Origin of the sequence: Portibacter lacus (assembly GCF_021533215.1) — a bacterium.
In the GTDB taxonomy this organism is placed as follows: domain Bacteria; phylum Bacteroidota; class Bacteroidia; order Chitinophagales; family Saprospiraceae; genus Portibacter; species Portibacter lacus.
The window spans coordinates 404102-421588 of sequence record NZ_JAJNKA010000003.1 but is presented as its reverse complement, the minus strand read 5'-3'; the positions used below and the strand labels follow the sequence as shown (position 1 = coordinate 421588).

At 36.3% G+C, this 17487-nt stretch carries 16 protein-coding genes; 7 read left to right on the top strand and 9 right to left on the bottom strand.

What is annotated here, in order from left to right; genetic code table 11:
• Positions 1 to 39: 39 nt before the first annotated feature.
• From recG to L2586_RS06870, 6 genes are all read right to left on the bottom strand, one after another.
• Entirely contained in the window at positions 40 to 2154 is a 2115-nt protein-coding gene (recG, locus tag L2586_RS06895; protein WP_235292072.1) for an ATP-dependent DNA helicase RecG, read from the bottom strand.
• 348 nt (positions 2155 to 2502) lie between these two features.
• A complete protein-coding gene (rbfA, locus tag L2586_RS06890) occupies positions 2503 to 2859 on the bottom strand; it encodes a 30S ribosome-binding factor RbfA (protein ID WP_235292069.1) in 357 nt (118 codons plus the stop codon).
• Between the two features lie 104 nt (positions 2860 to 2963).
• On the bottom strand, positions 2964 to 4451 hold the full coding sequence (locus tag L2586_RS06885) for an iron chelate uptake ABC transporter family permease subunit (RefSeq protein WP_235292067.1): 1488 nt from the start codon (positions 4449 to 4451) through the stop codon (positions 2964 to 2966).
• 155 nt (positions 4452 to 4606) lie between these two features.
• Entirely contained in the window at positions 4607 to 5518 is a 912-nt protein-coding gene (locus tag L2586_RS06880) for a Ppx/GppA phosphatase family protein (protein WP_235292066.1), read from the bottom strand.
• Positions 5511 to 5996, bottom strand: a complete 486-nt coding sequence (locus L2586_RS06875) for a hypothetical protein (protein ID WP_235292065.1) — start codon at positions 5994 to 5996, stop codon at positions 5511 to 5513. The genes L2586_RS06880 and L2586_RS06875 overlap by 8 nt, the downstream gene beginning before the upstream one ends.
• A gap of 9 nt (positions 5997 to 6005) precedes the next feature.
• The gene (locus L2586_RS06870; protein ID WP_235292064.1) at positions 6006 to 6617 is read right to left on the bottom strand and encodes a porin family protein; all 612 of its coding nucleotides are present in this window, start codon (positions 6615 to 6617) and stop codon (positions 6006 to 6008) included.
• 63 nt (positions 6618 to 6680) lie between these two features.
• Here L2586_RS06870 and L2586_RS06865 point away from each other — a divergent pair, with 63 nt between their 5' ends.
• The 7 genes from L2586_RS06865 to porN all read left to right on the top strand — a co-directional run bounded on the left by L2586_RS06865 (position 6681) and on the right by porN (position 13576).
• Positions 6681 to 6878 carry a hypothetical protein gene (locus L2586_RS06865; protein ID WP_235292063.1) on the top strand — a complete coding sequence of 66 codons (198 nt, stop codon included), beginning with the start codon at positions 6681 to 6683 and terminating at the stop codon, positions 6876 to 6878.
• Positions 6875 to 7639, top strand: coding sequence for an MBL fold metallo-hydrolase (locus tag L2586_RS06860; protein WP_235292062.1), 765 nt, complete (start codon positions 6875 to 6877; stop codon positions 7637 to 7639). The genes L2586_RS06865 and L2586_RS06860 overlap by 4 nt, the downstream gene beginning before the upstream one ends.
• Positions 7640 to 7886: 247 nt before the next feature.
• Positions 7887 to 8843: a PorP/SprF family type IX secretion system membrane protein gene (locus L2586_RS06855; RefSeq protein ID WP_235292060.1), complete on the top strand. Its 957-nt coding sequence runs from the start codon at positions 7887 to 7889 to the stop codon at positions 8841 to 8843.
• A gap of 177 nt (positions 8844 to 9020) precedes the next feature.
• On the top strand, positions 9021 to 10259 hold the full coding sequence (gene porK / locus L2586_RS06850) for a T9SS ring complex lipoprotein PorK/GldK (protein ID WP_235292058.1): 1239 nt from the start codon (positions 9021 to 9023) through the stop codon (positions 10257 to 10259).
• A 166-nt stretch (positions 10260 to 10425) separates the two neighbouring features.
• A complete protein-coding gene (locus tag L2586_RS06845; protein WP_235292057.1) occupies positions 10426 to 11022 on the top strand; it encodes a GldL-related protein in 597 nt (198 codons plus the stop codon).
• A 35-nt stretch (positions 11023 to 11057) separates the two neighbouring features.
• A complete protein-coding gene (porM, locus tag L2586_RS06840) occupies positions 11058 to 12626 on the top strand; it encodes a type IX secretion system motor protein PorM/GldM (protein WP_235292056.1) in 1569 nt (522 codons plus the stop codon).
• A gap of 65 nt (positions 12627 to 12691) precedes the next feature.
• Positions 12692 to 13576 (top strand): type IX secretion system ring subunit PorN/GldN, encoded by an 885-nt coding sequence (porN, locus tag L2586_RS06835; RefSeq protein ID WP_235292055.1) that lies wholly within the window; start codon positions 12692 to 12694, stop codon positions 13574 to 13576.
• A gap of 378 nt (positions 13577 to 13954) precedes the next feature.
• On the opposite strand, the gene L2586_RS06830 is transcribed toward porN, so the two are convergent.
• The 3 genes from L2586_RS06830 to L2586_RS06820 all read right to left on the bottom strand — a co-directional run bounded on the left by L2586_RS06830 (position 13955) and on the right by L2586_RS06820 (position 17396).
• Positions 13955 to 15217 carry a hypothetical protein gene (locus tag L2586_RS06830; protein ID WP_235292054.1) on the bottom strand — a complete coding sequence of 421 codons (1263 nt, stop codon included), beginning with the start codon at positions 15215 to 15217 and terminating at the stop codon, positions 13955 to 13957.
• On the bottom strand, positions 15214 to 16623 hold the full coding sequence (locus L2586_RS06825) for a cellulose synthase family protein (RefSeq protein ID WP_235292053.1): 1410 nt from the start codon (positions 16621 to 16623) through the stop codon (positions 15214 to 15216). The genes L2586_RS06830 and L2586_RS06825 overlap by 4 nt, the downstream gene beginning before the upstream one ends.
• Before the next feature lie 77 nt (positions 16624 to 16700).
• Positions 16701 to 17396 carry a glycosyltransferase family 2 protein gene (locus L2586_RS06820; RefSeq protein WP_235292052.1) on the bottom strand — a complete coding sequence of 232 codons (696 nt, stop codon included), beginning with the start codon at positions 17394 to 17396 and terminating at the stop codon, positions 16701 to 16703.
• Positions 17397 to 17487 lie beyond the last annotated feature (91 nt).

Below are 17487 nucleotides of genomic sequence, written 5' to 3'. Positions count from 1 at the left end.
GTAATCGTTCATTATTATGATGGTTGCTAAAGAATGAGTCTAAGAAATTCGTCCATAGTTCTTATGCTTCTTATGCATTTTGACGATTTCTCTTCTTATGATAGCATTTTTCGGATCTTCTAGTGCGGAATCAGCGTGTAGTATTTTTTCTGCAATATGTCTAGCCGCTGTAAGGATGGGCGTATCCGTAGCTAAATTAGCAATAGCGAAATCCATGTATCCACTTTGCTGTACACCTTCTATATTTCCTGCTCCTCTTAGCTGCATATCGGCTTCAGCAATTTCGAATCCATTATTGGTCCGTACCATGGTATCTATTCGCTCCCGACCTTCTTTAGAAACTTTATAGGAAGTCATTAATATGCAATATGATTGCTCTGCTCCACGCCCAACTCTTCCTCTTAGCTGGTGTAATTGAGAAAGGCCGAAACGTTCCGAATTTTCAATAATCATAACGGATGCATTTGGAACATTTACACCTACTTCTATGACCGTAGTGGCTACCATAATGTGGGTTTTTCCCGAAACAAAACGCTCCATTTCAAAGTCTTTATCCTTGGGCTTCATCTTTCCATGAAGGACCGAAATGTTAAAGTTTTCAGGCGGGAAATACTGCAAGAGCATTTCATATCCAGAATTTAGATTTTGTAAGTCTAGTTTTTCTGATTCCTCGATTAATGGATATACAACATAGATTTGCCTGCCTTTCTTTATTTCATGATGCATAAAGTTTAAAACATGTGGTCTTCGAGTTTCTGTAAAATGCTTAGTGGTAACGTCTTTTCGGCCTGGTGGTAATTCATCTATTACAGACACATCCAGATCTCCATAAAGAGTCATAGCAAGTGTCCTAGGAATCGGCGTTGCGGTCATGACGAGTACATGCGGCGGTCCTGCGGGATTTTTACGCCATAGTTTTGCTCTCTGTTCTACGCCGAATCGGTGCTGCTCATCTATAATTGCTAATCCTAAATTCTTAAAAATCACTGGATCTTCTATTAAAGCATGTGTTCCTATTAAGATGTCAATGTCTCCCGCAGCCAACATTTTAAGCAACTCTGCTCTTTTTTTTCCTTTGACAGTTCCGGAAAGAAAAGCTACCCGAATACCTAGCCCAGAGACATATTCCATCACAGACTGATAATGCTGTCTTGCTAGAATTTCAGTGGGTGCCATCATGCAATTCTGGAAGCCATTATCTATGGCGATCAACATACACATTAAAGCGACCATTGTTTTTCCACTTCCTACATCACCTTGAACTAGGCGATTCATGTGAATTCCAGATCCTAAGTCAGCCCTTATTTCTTTGATCACTCGCTTCTGAGCTCCTGTCAATGTGAAAGGGAGTTTCTCGGCAAAGAAGCGATTAAATTTCTCGCCTACTATTTCAAACACAAAACCTTTAATATCTCTTTTTCGAATGGCTTTGGTTTGCAGAAGTCGCATCTGCATATAGAAAAGCTCTTCAAATTTCAACCGCTTTTGTGCTGCTTCCAATGTTGCCTGGCTTGTTGGAAAGTGGACTTCTTTCAATGCATCATACTTGCCCATCAATTTCAAGCTGCTGAGCAGATATTCGGGCAAGTTTTCTACGATGTCTCTTTTACTTAATTTCTCAAACAACGCAACCATACACTTCCGTATACCTTTAGCATCTAAGCCGCGACCCGAAAGTTTCTCTGTAGTATAGTACACAGGGTCGAAGGCTCCCTTGATACTCTTTTCTGCCTTCTCTAGTAATTCCAATTCTGGATGTGCAAAGGACTTCTTTCCTTTGTAAATCTTTAGTTGGCCATATAAGACATACTTGGCTCCAGCAACCAAGATTTCAGAAAGCACTTTCGCTCGCTGAAACCAGATGAGCTCTACGAATCCTGAGGAATCTTTAAAGAGTCCGACGAGTCTTCTTCTATTGTTGGCGCCTTTCACAAGTTCTAAAGAAACTAGTGTTCCTTTTAACTGAGCAGAAACACCATCATAAGAAAGATCCTTAATGGTTTGGAAGGTAGATTTATCTACATAGCGAAATGGAAATTTATATAGGAGATCACCGAACTTGAATACGGATAATTCGGTTTTAAGCAAATCTGCACGAGCTGTACCTACTCCCTTTAGGAATTCAATAGGCGTATCGAGTAAGGTGTTGCTCAAGTTGAAATTTTGAGTGAATTTAGGACTTTTTTAGGAAATGAATAGCTTCGGTTTTGGCATTTTTGCCAGATGAGGATATGCAAAATGGGAATAATATGAAAATACTTGGCATAAAAAGCGGTTCTACCATAAGCTGAGGAATGACGAAGGACTCTTCAGTTTTCATGACCTTTTATGCCTCGTTCGGGTTTAATGTGTCGCCCAACTTTTTTAGGATCTTGTCTTGTATCAAAAACTGTAAGGATCGTGATTTCTGTTTAATTCTTTAATACAAAAATAACGAATTTCCTTTTGAATTTCGTTTAGGTTAATTAGACTTCATATTCCATGATTTTCCACGACTAACTCCTACTCCTCTTCATTTTTGAGCCCATCAAAAAGTGCATTTAGCCTATACATCTCATCTAGTGTTTCATCAATGTAAAAGTGAACTGTAGGAATTCTTCGAACATGTCGCTTGATGCGGTGAGCTAGTTGCTGCCGTAATCTGTGAGTATGTTGCTGAACCAATTCGAGCACTGCATTTTTATCCTCCGTGTTATAAACGGACAAGTAAATATTAGACTGGCCCATATCAGGCGTTAACTTAACATTGGTCACGGTAACTAATGCATCATTATAAATGTATGATCCTTCTTCAAAAAATACCATTCCCATGTTCCTCTTGATGATCTCCGCTACCTGTAGGTTTCTTTTAGATGCCATAATATAATTCTTTGTACAAAGATAATGTTTTAAATTTTAGGAATGAAGGGTTTATATTTTTCAGGTCAGTTGAATCTAATAAAACTATATAGAGCTAGTATATCTTATCGTTCTACACTTATTAATTGAGCAAGGTTTGCTGAAATCAGTTGCTTTTTAGACTTGAATTGGATTTCAACATTCTCAGCTTCTATTTTGGTCAATGTGAAACTCTGGTTTGGAAGAATGCCAAGTTCCCATAATTCGCTTTCCACCGCATCGCTAATCTGACTTTTTGCAATTTTAGCTTTGCTTTTAGGTTTCAAATCAAGCAATGATAGCAGCGGTCTTTTGTATTTCTGCGGAATAGGACTTCCATGTGGATCTGTTGCTGGGTAGCCTAATAAATGATCTACTTCATCTAAAAATTCTGGGCTTAAGTGGTGTTCCATCTCATCGGCATCATCGTGAATCTGTCCTTCCGTTAATCCTACTTTGTCAACTAAGTATGTTTCCCAAAGTCTGTGTGCACGAACCAAGTCTTCTGCCATAGATCTGCCTTTAGCATTGAGGATTAAATTCTGGTCTTTTATGGTAGCAAGCCCGTCCTTAACCAAGGACTGGCTAATTTTTTTAACCTTATCTATACTGAAATCAAGTTTCTTGCTGAAAAAACTAAAAGCAGTTCCAGTTTCATCTTTAGATTTAATAGCTTGACGTAGGATGTCTTCTTGTTCTATTTTTTTCTTCTGTTTCCATTGACGAATATACTTTACCGCTAATCCTTTCTTAGGAGAAAAGATAACTGCTAAAATATAGAATCCAGTAACCACAACCGTCATCGCGGGGCCAGGTGTGGTGTTAAATAATATGGAAAATATAAGACCTAAATTCGCAGAAATTAATCCTATGATGGCAGAAATAAATATGACCGTTTTTAACTTATTAGAAAGAAGTAGTGCTGTAGAAGCTGGAGTAATTAGCATGGCTACAACCAAAATGACACCCACACTCCTTAACGCAGATACTACTGCAAATGATAACAGTAGCATAAGAAAGTAATGGATCATTTTAACAGATATCCCCATGGTCTGGGCAATCGTCTCCTGAAATGTGGTGATGAATAGATATCTGTAAAAAATAATTACACTTGCTAATACGAAAACAAGAACAGTTCCTGTGATGTAAATATCCTCTGGAGAAATACTCAACGTTGTTCCAAATAAGAAATCAGACAAATCTAGGTGAACCCCTTCTCCTTGGCTAATATAGGAAATACCCATAACGCCTATTGCGAACATAGTTGTAAATACAATTCCTATGGCAGCATCATTTTTAGTCTTCACATTATGCTGTATCCATGTGATACCAAATGCTGTAAATAATCCAGCAACCACTGAGCCTAAGAAAAAGCCAATAGTACTATAGCCCACTAGAATGAAAGAGATGAATATTCCAGGCAATATTGCATGAGCTAAAGCATCACCTATCAGTGACATATTCCTTAATACAATAAAACAACCTATGACACCACACATCACACCGACCATCGAAGAAGCAATCATTGCTCTTATGGCCCATCCTGAACTTAGTGCATCTAAAAGTAATTCCATAGTGTGAAGTTAATTCATTTTTGAGATTAATCAAAACAAATTTTTAGATTAGCTTAAAATATTTGAAATTTGCTTGATTGCAAAGCGAAAAAGAGCTATTTTATGGAGCCCGAAGTGCTAGAATTTCAACTTATTTTTTGATATTTTCAGGTTACTTATTCCTCCAAGTTCCGTAGCGATCCAAGCATACCTTCCTTCATCGCATATTTGCTCACCGTGATATGATCACATTTTGTATGAGAAAGGATAAATTGGATAAGTTGGAAAGCAACAATAATAAGTGCAGCTCTGTCAGCAGGGATATCTGGTCTTGCGAGACGTTCTTCTAGATTTTGGTGAATAACCTCTTCATAAAAATCAGTGAAATGATCGATGCTGATGTCTACATAAAGTTTGTTTTTATCGGAATGCACCATTTCTGATAATACTTCGAAAGAACCTGAAGCGCCTATTAAGCTCGTGAAATTAATCCTGCGGCAGATATAGAGTAGTTTCCCTATTTCATCCCTAATATATTGGTTGATTAGCATGATTTCATCACGACTGATTGGTTCGGTTTTGTGAAAGTGACGTTTCAGAACAGCAATGCCTATTGGGTAACTATTACTCCAGTAGAAATGTCCATTTTTGATAACAATGAATTCAACACTACCACCACCGATATCCATGATAAGGTGATTTCCTTCCTTCGTTTCAGGAATAGCTAAAGAAACTCCTTCGTAGATATACTTTGCTTCGGTAATTCCGTCTATAACATTGACTTTTATTCCAGAAATTTCCTTAATAGCATGAACGAGATCTGGTCCATTTTTCGCAGTTCTTAATGCTGCAGTCCCTGAGCAAGCGACTTCTTTTATATCATAAAACGATAGAATTTCTGTGAAATCCTTAATACATGCAATCGCCTTATCATAAGGTTCTTGTCCAATTTCTTCTATTCCGTCTTGGGCGAGATGAATATATTCGCGTTTTCGAAAGTGCTCTATAAGCTGATTGTCGCTATTAAAAGAAGCAATCAGAAGGTGAAAGGTATTGGTACCTAAGTCCAATGCCGCGTATTTATCCATTCGCTCTGATCTTCTCTGCTTCTTGTAAAATATTGTTGTAAAATAAAATACCTTCATTGGTGAAACTACCACTATACTTCACGACTCCATCTTCATAAAACAGATAATAAGTACAGCCTTTCTGGAAGAATATTTTAGCATCCAGAACGATCTCACCGTTTTCTTGGAAGATTTGCTGAGCAAAATATGGACACTGCGGATCAAATTCAGTAGGCTGAACATTATTAATGTGTCTCAGTGTCTGCTGGATAGAGGCTTTGTCTTCTTGTGAAATACTGAATGGAAGATTCGGAAAGATAAAATCTATAAAATCACAATTTTCATACAGATTAATTAGGATGTCTGAGGGAATAGCTGGCGGAATATTTGCCGTCGTCGTTGCTGGCTGGCTAGGTGCATTTTCAGCTACAACTTGCGTTTTGTTCTCTTTGCAAGCAAGGAAAGAAACAAATAGAAGTAATGCAATAAATTTTTTCATCAAGTAGATTTAAAATGAATATTCTGCCCTTAAGGTAATAAAGTAACCGATAAGTCCTTTAACTGTTCCTGTTGTTGCAGTATCGATAGTATATAAAGTATTAATAGATCTATTATATCTCAAGGTCAGGGTCCAGTTTTTAGTAAATGCGAAACCTGTGCCTAATAGAAATCCAATATCGTAACTATTTATTTTCCCGTTCGAAGATACGGGACTATCTTCAAAATCAGAGGAAATTAAGTAACCATTTGAAATTCCACCATGAATATTGAACTTGTAATACGCTTCATCTTCTATCCACCAGTCACTCCATTTCAGAATTAAAGGCAGTTCTATATAGTTAATATTGATTTTAGAGACTGGCGAGAATTGATTCCTGATGATTTGTGATCTGGAACCACGCTGGCTATATAAAAACTCAATTCCTAAGTCCAAAACAGAGCTTACAGGAAATTCAACTTTTACTCCACCTGTCAATCCGATTTTATGATAACCTGCTAATAAGTCGCCATCTATTTGAGACGCATTAGCTCCGAAGACAACGCTTCCTTTAAAAAAGGACTGTCCAGAAGCAAAAGTAGATAAGGATAAACTTAAAAATATTATTTTTGCAATATTCATGAGCCACAAAATTAAGAGATAAGCTTAATTATGATAAAATATACTAAGAATAATCTTAAAAAAATGGAACAGTATCTTGCTGATCACGATTTTAAGTTAATTTACGAAAAGGGGCAATTTAAGTCTGGGTATTGTATTGTCAATAAGTCAAACATTATTGTGGTCAATAAATTCTTTGATACTGAAGGAAGAATTAACGCACTTCAGGAAATCATTCCGCAGCTAAATATTGGTGAAGGAATATTTGAAAAACAAAAATGAAAATAACCTTTCTTGGCACAGGGACATCACAAGGTATTCCTGTTATTGCATGTACATGTTCGGCTTGTGTTTCAGAAAACCCGAAAGATAAGCGATTAAGGACTTCTGCTTTTGTGGAGGTGAATGGCATGAACATATGTATAGATATAGGACCTGATTTCAGACAACAAATGCTTAGGGAAAAGGTTAGTAGGCTTGATGCGGTAGTGCTAACACATGAGCACAATGACCACATGATAGGAGCTGATGATTTGAGACCGTTTAATTTTTTTCAAAAGCAAGATATGCCGATCTTTGGAGAGCAACGTGTGCTTGATGAAGTGAAGGCTCGGTTTCAGTACGCATTTATTCCACATCCTTATCCAGGAATTCCACAATTTTTATTGACAACAATTAACGATTCTGAAGTATTTAAGATTGGAGGAGTCAATATTCAGCCAGTTAGATTACACCACGGGACGTTACCTATTCTTGGGTATAGAATAGAGGATTTTTGTTATTTAACAGATGTGAAGACTATTCCTGAGGAAGAATTTACAAAGTTGAAGGGGCTGAAAGTGTTGGTACTTAATGCGCTGAGAAGAGGGCCGCATCATTCTCACTTGACCTTAAGTGAAGCTTTAGATATGGCAAAGAAAATAGGAGCGGAAAAAACCTATTTGACCCATTTTTCACATGATCTTGGCCCTGTTGCAGAATGGGAGCAAGATTTACCGGAAGGCGTTTTTCCAGCATGGGATGGTTTGATTCTTGAGATTTAAGAAGTGATTTTTTTTATAATGGTCAATGTTAGAGTCTACATGTAGAACATATTATTAGGAAATTATTGTAGAGATAAACTGGCAGAAAAGCCTGAAGTCTAGCTTGAAATTCTAATAAGATTGGGAATATTTAAAATTAAAAGTTTTATAAATCAATAAAAAATCCTCATTTTTATAAATCATAATAACTTTTAATGCAACTAAGCGTTAAAGAGTATATTGGCTATTTAAACCTGAATTAGAATATATGAGTAGATTTCTCATTATTTTTTTATTTTTTTCAACTGTTGCTGCCGCCCAGCAGCCTATGCAGTTTAGCCAATTCATGTTAAATAAATACCAAATGAATCCCGCATATGCAGGGTTCGATTACTCACTCAATATTACAGGTATATATCGTTCTCAGTGGAATGAATTACCTACTCAACCACGAACTCAAAATGTAAATGCGCATCTACCCTTGTACTATTTAAATGGAGCAATTGGTGTTAATGTCGCGAACGAGCAAATAGGTTATTTTAATAATACTTTGGGGACGGTGTCCTATAACTATGTATTAGAAACTTCCATAGGTTTGTTTTCCGGCGGAATTAAAACTGGAATTATACAAAGTACATTGAATGGTTCTTTGTTAAAAACTCCACAAGGCATCTATGAAGGAACAACCATTTCACATGAAGATCCGATCCTTTCTGAATTAAATGAAAGTGGTGTAGGGGTGCTCTATGGAGTGGGTGTCTATTTTATTGGGAATTTATTTGAAGTAGGAGCATCAATTTCAAGATTCCCCAAAACGAATATTACTATCAGTGATACAAAGGTAGAACTGGTACCTTATATAAATTTTTATGCAGAATCCAATATTGATATTACCGATAATATTGTGATTGCACCCTCCCTTCTTGTTCGGTCCGATATGGTCCAAACTCAAATCGACGTGGCGGCAATGGCGAAATTATCTGGCAATGTTTTTGGAGGTCTAGGATTACGAGGTTATAATTCAAGATCATTGGATGCATTAATAATCATGGCCGGATGGCAATTTAATGAACATTACACCCTATCATATGCTTATGATATCGGGCTTTCGTCATTAAGGTCCAGTCACGATGGAACGCATGAAATTTTATTAAACTATAACCTGAATAAATTGATCGGAGCAGGATTACCACCAAAGATTATTTATAATCCCAGGTATCTCTAAAATTCTCCTCCACTTTTTTTTAAAAAAAGTTAAAATCAATAATAAAGAAAATTTTATGCCGTTAGGTTAGTGGCTTTTACTTTAAAAAGCGTCTACTAATTAGGTAGTTAATTAAAAGATTGTATTTCGGACCTTTAAGACGGTCCATAAACTTGCAGTAGAAACTAAGTTTGAAAAATGAAAAAGATTGTAAATTCTCTAGTTTTATTCGCCTCAGTTGTCTTAATTATGTCTTCATGTGGAAGCAGCAATTACGGTGAATTAACAGGTGTACTTGACAGACCCTCTTGGAGCGGCATTAACCCTTACGGTATGGTTTACATACCATCGGGAACCCTTCACATAGGACAAAGTGATCAAGATGTGTTTTCAACATACACACAAAGGCCAAAAGCCATCTCTATTTCCGGATTTTTTATGGATGATACAGAAATTACTAATAACGAATACAGACAATTCGTTCACTGGGTAAAAGATTCTATCGCACATACAATCTTAGGTGATTTCACAGAAGATGATTATGGAAATGAAAAATTAGATTGGGACTATGAGATAGATTGGACCGATGAAACATTAGATGAAATGTACTTCCAAGGCGATATGGCTTTTGGTGGTAAAAGAGAATTAGATACTCGTCAGATGAATTATGCTTACGAGTGGGTTGATTGGCAGAAAGCTGCAAGCAGAGAAAATATTAATAGAGCTTCTCTTATCAACAGAGATGAAGTAAATATATATCCTGATACTTTAGCATGGATTCGAGATTTCACATATTCATACAATGAGCCATTTGCAAGAAATTATTTCTGGCACCCGGCATTTGATGATTATCCTGTAGTAGGTGTGAACTGGAAAATGGCTAAAGCATTTTGTCACTGGAGATCAGAATTATACAATAAGTATAATGATAGCGGTGTAAATACTGAAGCATACAGATTACCAACTGAAAGTGAGTGGGAATACGCTGCTAGAGGTGGTAAAGACCTTTCACCATACCCATGGGGTGGACCTTATGTAAGAAACGCGAAAGGTTGTTTATTAGCAAACTTCAAACCAGGAAGAGGAAACTATCCAGAAGATGGTGGAATGACAACAGTTCCTGCTGATGCTTACTTTCCTAACGATTATGGATTATTCTGTATGGCTGGAAACGTTGCTGAATGGACAGAAACTGCATACGAGCCAAACGCTTATAGCTTTGTACATGATTTGAACCCAGACATGAAGTACGATGCTAAAGAAGACGACCCAGATGTTTTAAAAAGAAAAGTTCTTAGAGGTGGATCATGGAAAGATATTTCATATTTCATCCAGACTGGAACAAGACATTGGGAATTTCAAGATACTACTAAATCATACATAGGTTTTAGATGTGCGCTTACGTACCTAGGACGTTCTATCAATGATTTCAAATAAAAACATACTAATATAACAGGGCGTTTCGTTCAGCTGTAGCGCTTTGTTGAGTATAAAAAATGCCAACTCATTATTAGTACCGTTTATCGGTACAAAGCTCAAAGTCAATATATTATTGATCATTTATTAACATTATTTATTCAACTAACTTTTAAATTTTATAAAAATGAGTTTCTTAAAATCAAAGGGTTTCAAGTATTTTAAAAACCTTATAATCGGTTTAGGTGCAGCAGCAGTAATGATGGGTGCATTAGGAAAAATTAATAGTGAGCCTTGGGGTGGAACTATGATTACCGTAGGTCTAGTAACTGAAGCAATTTTATTCGCTTTTCTTGGAATTATTGGCCCTGAGAAAGATTACTATTGGGAAAAATTATACCCAGGATTAGACAATTATAACGCAAATTTATCTCCTCTTGCAGCAGGCGGTGGAAGTTCTGTAGAATCTTTCAAACCTCTAGATGGAGAATCAGTAGATAACAAATTAGGCGGAATGCTTGATGAATTACAATCTATGTCTAAAAGTTTAGGTGCTCTTAAATCTCTTCAAGAAGTAGATTTTTCTGAAACTTCAGAGCAACTTAAATCTATGCACAACTTCTATTCAAGAATGAATGAAGCAATGGCAACCCTTAATGATACAGTGGAAGATACGAAAATGTATAAAGAGCAAATGGTTTCATTGAACAGAAATTTAACTTCTTTGAATTCAGTTTACGGTAATGTATTAAGTGCTTTTAGTGCACCAGCTGCAAGATCGTAATTCACACCATTCGCTAACAAAAAAAATATTATAAAATGTCAATACCAAAGGAACCGCGCCAGTTGATGATTAACATCATGTATCTGGTACTGACGGCAATGTTGGCTCTAAATGTATCCGCTGAGATCTTTAACGCATTTAAAATTGTAGATAAAGGTTTAATTAAGTCGAATACTGCTCTAGAGCAATCTAATGCTGCCATCATACCAGCGATCATAGATGGTGCTAAAAAGAAAGAATCCTTAGCAACTTATGCTGAGCGTATAGATCCAGCAAGACAGCTGTCTACTCAAATGAATGCTGATATCCAGAAAATCATGGACGACATGGTTGAAGCCACTAAAGGGTGGGTAATGGATGAAGAAACAGGCGCTCAGACAGATGATCTTATGGGTAAGAAAAATATGGATATCACAACTAGATATCTTGTAGAAGAAGGAAATGGAGCAAAATTAAAGCAAGCATTGCTTGATTACAAAAATGAAATTTTATTGTTAGTTGATTCTACTGATAGAGCTACTTTTGAACAAAATATAGCTGTTAATATCGATGATAAAACTTGGCAAGACAAAGGAAAAGCTTCTTGGTCTCATATGAATTTTGATCATATGCCGCTTCAAGCAACTCTTCCTATCTTTAGAAAATTTCAAAATGATGTGAAGTCTACGGAATCTTCATTCTTAAATTACCTTGCTGGTAAAGTAGGAACGACTACTGATGTAGTACTTGATAAATTCACAGTAGTTTCTGCTCCTGAAAAATCATACGTGATTAAAGGAGAGAAATTTAAAACAGATGTATTTTTATCAGCTTTCGCTGGTGCCGATTCTAAAACAGGAATTAGTATTAGTGTAGATGGTAGATCTTTACCTGTTAACTCTGAAGGAATTGCAACTTTCGAACAAACTGCAAGTTCTGTAGGAATCAAGAAGTTTGACGCTGTTGCAAGTATCAAGAATCCAGTTACTGATGAAGTTCAGACATTTAGAAAAACTTTCGAATATGAAGTAGGTGAAAGATCAGTTTCTGTTTCGGCTGCTAAAATGAATGTTTTTTACATCGGAGTTGATAACCCAGTTGAAGTTTCAGCTGCAGGTGTTGCTTCTGGACAAATCAAAGTTAGTGCTGGTGGAGCAGGTGGAGCTAAAATCAAGAAGAATGGCGACGGAACATATACAGTGAATGTAAGTTCTCCAACTAAAAAAGGAGAATTCGCAAAAATCAATGTAACTGCTCCAGGACTTAATGCTTCTAAAGATTTTAGAGTGAAAAGAATTCCTGATCCGATTGCTAAGCTAAGTAAGCAAGCAGGTGGTTCTATGGGAGCAGGTGAGTTCAAGGCTCAACAAGGTGTTTTTGCTGATCTTCAAAATTTCGATTTTGATGCACGATGTACTATTAAAGGTTACAGAGTGGTTAGAGTTGCGAAAAGACAAGATCCTGAATTCGCAGTTAATCCTGGAACTAAGTACAGTGGACAGACAGCAAGTATAATTGCTAAGGCTAAGCCTGGTGATACTTACTACTTCGAGAATGTAAAATGTACATGTCCTGGTGATCCAGCTCCTAGAGAGTTGAATACAATGGTGTTTAATATAAAATAAAATATAGATTTTGGATGTTCTTACTCTAATAAGAACATCCACTTTATAATCCAAATTTGAAAAAGATGAAAATTGCTCTTAAATTATTAAATTCTATCTTACTACTTCTATTGGTTGTGGGATCTGTGAACGTTTCTCAAGCACAACGTGCAGAGGAAATTATTACAGAGTCAAGTGAACCAGCAAGTGAAGTATTCCTTGATGGAGTTGTTGAAAAACGACTAATGGTAGAAAACAGAGTTCTTCCTTATGAGCCGATCAGAGAAGCTGATATTGCTTGGGAAAAAAGAATCTGGAGAATCATTGATACAAGAGAAAAAAGAAATCTAGTATTTCGTTACCCAGAAAAGTCTTTCTTTTCTATTATTCAAGAATTAGCAAATGATGGTGATATTAACGTTTTCAGAGATGATCGTTTTACAGAAATCATCGAAAGTGATGAGTTAATTCAAATTCTTAATAGAGTAGATACTTCAGTTGTTTTTGATCCTGAAACTTACGAGGAGCAGATTAAAATTACAACAGAGGAGATCAACTGGGAAGATATTAAAAGGTACAGAGTTAAGGAACTTTGGTTCTTTGATGAAGAAACTTCAAGATTAAGAGTTAGAATCTTAGGAATCGCTCCGATTAAAGAAGAGTATGATGAAGAAACTGGAATGTTCAAGTATGAAGCTCCTTTATTCTGGGTTTACTACCCACAAATAAGAGAGTCTTTATCTAAGTTCCAAGTATTCAACGATTCTAATGATAGTGCGCCGATGACTTGGTACGATTTATTCGAAGCAAGAATCTTCGCTAGTTATATCTACAAGCAATCTAATGTTCTTGACTTAAGACTTCAAGATTACTTTGAAGAAAGTGATGAAAGAGGAATTGATATTCTTCTGGAAAGTGAAAAGATTAAAAACGATCTATTCAATTTCGAACACGATCTTTGGGAATACTAATAGTAAGTGTAATTTAAAAGAGCAATAAAAATATAAAAGCGTCATTCAGATTTCTGAGTGACGCTTTTTTGTTTTATAAGTTCTATCATTCGATGCGCTCCTTTGCCTCCTCAGAACAGCAAAAGCGCAGAACAAGGTCGTAGTTGCTAATTATGCGGTCTACTTTTGTAGTCCCTTGACCACTTTTTTTATATCACAAGTTGTGCATGAGAATAGCTTAAGTCTCAAGATTACTGGCTTGGCTATTCGATGACTAACATTTAGCAATTCTTAGATTCGAATTCAATGGGGCTGTAGGATTAAACCTTGCAAATTCCCGGATGAGTGTACACGAATAGATATTTGATTGTCTAAACCAAACTAAATGTTTTATGATAATCAGATGGAAGCCGGAAGCGATTTTCGAGTCGTGTATATTTCAAAGAGTATGAAAGTGATGAGCGTAATGTATTCAATTGCAACAAAGCAATAATATGCTGCTTCATTTGCTCCATATTTCGAATAACTCAATACAATTAGAAAGGACCAGACGATCCAATATTTTCGATCAGAGAAAACGCTTAATAGGATACCCAATGCTAAGTACCACGGATGTATTGTTGTGCTTAGTAATAGAAAAGTTAAGAGCGATAGCATACAAAATTGCACAAAATCTTTTGTTCTGAAAGCTAGGAGCATTACAATGGAGAATACTGCTAGGGCCATAGAAGGACCGATCATCCCAATCATGTTATAACCTTTCCATAAAGTCCCTAACGCTCTTAAAACATAGTAGATACTCGCATTGAATTCAAATTTTCGGAAATACAAATCTAAACTATCACCAAAACCTCCTAATTGGAGTAATAGCGGTAGAAATAATAAAAGCAAAATAGCTCCATTCTTGATATAGAAAATGCTTGACTTCTTGAATACCCATTGACCTAAAAAATAAGGAAGAAAAAGCAAAGGAACTAGCTTCGCAGATATAGAAAGCGAAATCATTATTGCTGCCTTGTTTAATTTATTGACCTTAAGGAAATAAAGAGACATCACAAAAAAACAAACCATGAATCCCTCGAAATGAATATTTACCATGATCTCTATAATGATCAACGGATTAAGCGCATACCATAATACATTACGTCTCGGTCGCTTCATCTCATCTAACAATTTGATGCTAAAAAAGATGGTGAATAACTCTGCGGCCAATAATAACAGCTTAATGATAACTGAAGAATTAAGCCCTGGAAAGGTAGAAATATAGAAGATTACCTGAGCAAATGGTGGATATATGCTGTAATAATCGGGTGAGTTTAATAATGGAAACAGCGTTGTGAAACTAGGATCTGTAGCAGTTTCTATATATGCAGATGGCAAATAAGTAAATGGACTTTCCCCTAGATGCAAAAGCTTCCCATCCCAGATAAATCGATAGATATCGTCGCTCAGATTCGGAAAAGCGAAAATCATCACAATCTTAAGAGCAACAGCAAAAATTAGTAAGTCACGCGTATTGAAATCTGTCTTGCGAATCAAAAGAAAGTAAGATCCGAAAGCAAGAGCAAATCCAGAAACAATTAATGCAAAATCACTTTGCTGTGGAACGAATCCAAGAAAGAGAATAGAAATGATAAATAATAAGGCTATTAAATATTTCACTTTAATTTTAAATGCTTCACAGAATAAAAGCATATTGCACCATATCCAAGTGCAAGTAATGCGTGAAGCAAGATAAAGGATTTATTATTCATTTGTATACCTGCATAGATTGCATAGATAAAGTACAAACTTAATAAGCCTTCCATAATTGTGGTGAACGGAATCTTGGTAGCCATGTACTTTTCCTTGTTCAACTTATCCTTTATACTCTTGATGTCAAATTTTGGAGTTCGAACAAATGGTGATTTTTTACCAATATACCCTTGAATTATAGCAATGGAATTATGAAGCGATAGTCCCATAGATAAAGCAAGAAACACAGGGAAAATGAAAAGAAACTTAAAGAATATCTTAAAGTAATTTTCGCCCTTCCATGTCGTTCGAACATTCGCAACGAAGTATACACCAACGATAGAAAGCATACTCAGTAAGAAGACAGCGAAATACTTCGCATTAAAACCAAGAGGTTCTAATAAGAATAACACGGGCACGCTAAATACGCCTATAATAAATACACAGAGAAATACAGAACTGCTTAATAAATGGACACTTGCATGAAGCTTCTTCTTGAATGGCAGATCAGATCTCCACACGGAAGGAAGCATCTTTTTCGCTGTTTCTGCACCACCTTTCATCCATCTGAATTGCTGAGATTTCAAACCGTTCATTTCTGCTGGCAACTCCGCGGGAGAACCCACTTCTTCTAGATAATGAATTTTCCATCCTTTCAGCTGAGCTCTATAGCTCAAGTCTAAATCTTCTGTCAATGTATCTGCTTCCCAACCTCCAGCACTTTCGATCGTCTCTCTTCGCCACACACCAGCGGTCCCATTGAACTGGAGCATATAATCCGCAGTTTCACGACCTACTTGTTCTATGGTAAAGTGAACGTTCAGTTGGAAAGCCTGAAGCCTTGTGATTAGCGAATAATCTTGATTTATGTGTTCCCACCTGGTCTGCACAACACCTATTTTCTCATCCTCGAAGTATGGAATTGTATTTTTTAGAAAGTCAGGATTAGGTAAGAAGTCTGCATCGAAAATAGCGATAAACTCACCTTTCGCAGAGCTCATTCCTGCTTTAAGTGCACCGGCTTTATATCCTGTTCTCTTTTCTCTTGTTATTCGTTCTATGTTGAATCCTTTCGCTTTGTACTCTGCAACTTTAGCTTCAGCAATTGCAACCGTTTCATCATCTGAATCATCCAGAATATGAATTTCAAATTTGTCTTTCGGGTAGTCAAATTTTGTGATATTGTCCACTAAGCGCTGAACAACATACATTTCATTATAAATAGGCAGCTGAATAGTGACAAATGGCCAGTTTTCTTCTGAAATTTCAGAGGATTCAATCTCGTTACCACCTTTCAAGTGTTTCTGATAAAGAAACAAAAGATGAAATTGCATTAAACAGAAAGCTAATATATAAATTAATGCAAGACAGTAGATTACTAGCACGATGTAGCCTAAAATGATCATTCTAATTATAATAGTTTAAATATTGTCCATAAAATTTTATGGCCAGCTAATATGGTTCCTTTGACTGTTCCCGAAACTTTTGATACACCTATTCTCTTTCTATAGATTGCAGGGATCTCTACAAACTTAAACCGATGCTTAGCAGCCTTGACTTGCATTTCCACAGTCCATCCGAAGGTCTTATCTTCCATTTCAATTTCTAATAACTTTCCATACTTTATCGCTCTAAATGGACCGAGATCAGTGAAGGTTACTTTGTAGAAGAGTTTTATTAAAGTTGTAGCAAGCCAATTTCCGAAAACCTGTTGTGGCATCATCGCGCCTTTTTCTAAATTTCCCATTGCTCTTGATGCAATAACGAAATCTAAATCATCTTCGATAATCGGTCTTACTAAGTCGGGCATTTGTTCTGGATGATCAGAATAGTCACCATCTAGAAAAACAACAATGTCTGGTTTGATAGGATTGTTAGCAATGTATTCCATCCCTTTTAAACAGGCGTTACCATAACCTTTGATCGGTTGGGAAACTACGATTGCACCAGCAGCTAATGCAACTTGAGCAGTACTATCTGTACAGTTATTTTCACAAACAATAATATCTCTTACTAAATCTTTAGGGATATCGTTGATCACGCGACCGATTGACTCCTCCTCATTGTAAGCAGGAATAATAACATCAATAAGTTGTTTACTACTCAATATTTTGAAATTGAAGTGCAAAGGTACGGTATTAATTAGTTATTTTTTTGTTCCACATAAGACAAACGATGTTTCTACGTTTATTAAAGTG